1 protein-coding gene is annotated in these 1,180 nt (G+C 64.5%); it reads right to left on the bottom strand.

The features are described 5' to 3' along the window. Window positions 1-30 precede the first annotated feature (30 nt). A complete protein-coding gene (locus tag E8D38_RS27790) occupies window positions 31-1,020 on the bottom strand; it encodes an IS110 family RNA-guided transposase (RefSeq protein ID WP_140637525.1) in 990 nt (329 codons plus the stop codon). Window positions 1,021-1,180: the final 160 nt, after the last annotated feature.

Below are 1,180 nucleotides of genomic sequence, written 5' to 3'. Positions count from 1 at the left end.
GTCCGCTCGATGGAGCAACTGTCTTTCAAGTCAAGCTCCTTTTCCGTTCATTGAGGCCAGTGGGTTCCAGGTCGCACTGTCACGCATGATCGCATTGAGGATGGTCAGCAGCTTGCGCATGCACGCCACGATGGCGACCTTCTTGGGCTTGCCTGCCGCTACCAGCCGCTCGTAGAAGGCCTTGATGGCCGGGTTGTAGCGCATGGCCGTGAGCGTGGCCATGTACAGCACCGCTCGCACCTCTGCGCGCCCACCCCACGTCCTGCGTACGCCCCGGCGCTTGCCGGAGTCGTCCGCCAGTGGTGCCACCCCGACGAGCTTGGCGATCTGGCGGCGCCGCAGCTGCCCCAACTCCGGCAACGCGCTGAGCATCGTCAGCGTGGTCACCGGCCCCACGCCTTTGACACTGTCGAGCAGTTGCCGCTGCGGCTTGAAGTGCTCGTCGATGTGTCGGTCGATGTCGCTGTCGATGTCCTGCAACTGGCGGTCCAGGGTCTTGAGCACGCTGCGGATGCTGCGCACGGCTCGTGCATTGGCACCCTCGAGCCGGTTGGTCTCGGCCACCCGCATCTCCACCAGTTGCCGCCGGCGCACCATCAGCGCCACCAGCTGTTCCCGGTGAGGCTGTGCCGCAGCGGTGATGTACTTGTGGCGATCCTGGTGCCGCGCCAGCACGTCGGCCAGGTCTCGAAGGCATCGGGCATCGACCTCATCGGTCTTGGCCAGCTGGCCCATCGACTTGGCAAAGTCACGCGCTTGCCGCGGATTGACCCGCGCCACACACAACTGCGCCTGCTGCAGCGCACACACCACCCCGCGCTCGTAGCCGCCCGTCGCTTCCACGACGACCAGGTCCACCTGCAGCGCTCGCAGCTTCGCGATCAGCTCGTCCCATCCCGACGGGTCGTTGCCCACCTGCAGCTTCTGGTCGCCCGCGCACACGTCAAGGTGCGCCTTGGCCACGTCGATGCCAGCGTTGGGCCGTTGACCCTCGTCCCTTACCCCACCTTGCGGATGCATGTTCGTCATGGACAACTGTTCGGGCTACAGGGTTGAACAAGACGGGCCAGTGCGTTGACCTATTGCTCCATCACGAGCTCGTGCTCTCAGGGGTGTCTGGTTTGGCGCACTGTCCGCGAAAACCAACTCACGTCGGATGATTGGGAAGATACAAGGGGTT

The organism is Methylibium rhizosphaerae, from assembly GCF_006386545.1.
Lineage (GTDB): Bacteria > Pseudomonadota > Gammaproteobacteria > Burkholderiales > Burkholderiaceae_C > Pseudorivibacter > Pseudorivibacter rhizosphaerae.
Note: the sequence above shows the minus strand (reverse complement) of the source record. Positions and strands in the feature narration are given on the sequence as shown.